The 582-nt window shown below is 74.6% G+C and carries 1 pseudogene; it reads right to left on the bottom strand.

What is annotated here, in order from left to right:
* Positions 1–431, bottom strand: a pseudogene (locus tag ACFPZL_RS14115) (hypothetical protein); the annotation flags it as partial.
* Positions 432–582 lie beyond the last annotated feature (151 nt).

The raw sequence follows: 582 nt of genomic DNA, 5'->3' as shown, positions 1-582 counted from the left end.
CCCGCGGCGGCGGCGCGTGCCGGCCATTTCGCCGTGACGTGGGTGAGCGCTTTGGCGAGGATCCGAGGCGTCGGATCCGCACCCGAGTCGGGACCCGCGCCAGCCTCCGCGTCCGTTCGGGGCTCTCCGGCGAGCGTTCCGTCGCGTCCGTGGGCGTCTCCCGAGGCGACGAGGGCTCCGGTGCCGCGCGGGGCGGAGTCTAGCTCGGGCGCGTCGAGTGCGATGGCGATGACTTCGACCCGATCGTGGGCGGCGCAGAGCCCGGCGACCTGCTCGGGTCGTCGATCGCCGAGCAGCCAGCGGGCGGGGCGCTCCGGCACTGCCAGCACGACCGCGTCGACGACTTCTTCGCCCCAGGTCCCGCCCAGACCCCAGCCGCACTGCGACGGTCGACTCGGTTCCGCGTCCGCGAGCGGCAGGATCCGTTCCACGTGGGCGCCGAGTCTCACGACCGCGCTATGACGCTCGAGCTCGTCGGTCAGGGCATCCACCAAGCTGGCCATGCCGAGGCGGAGGCCGGCGACCGCGGATCCGGCGGCGGTGCGGCTGCCTCGCAGCTCGACCGCTGCGGCGACGAGGGAG

The sequence above is a fragment of the Leucobacter soli genome (assembly GCF_042659205.1).
GTDB lineage: Bacteria > Actinomycetota > Actinomycetes > Actinomycetales > Microbacteriaceae > Leucobacter > Leucobacter soli.
The sequence above is the reverse complement of the archived record's forward strand: the minus strand, read 5'-3'. Positions and strand labels throughout refer to the sequence as shown.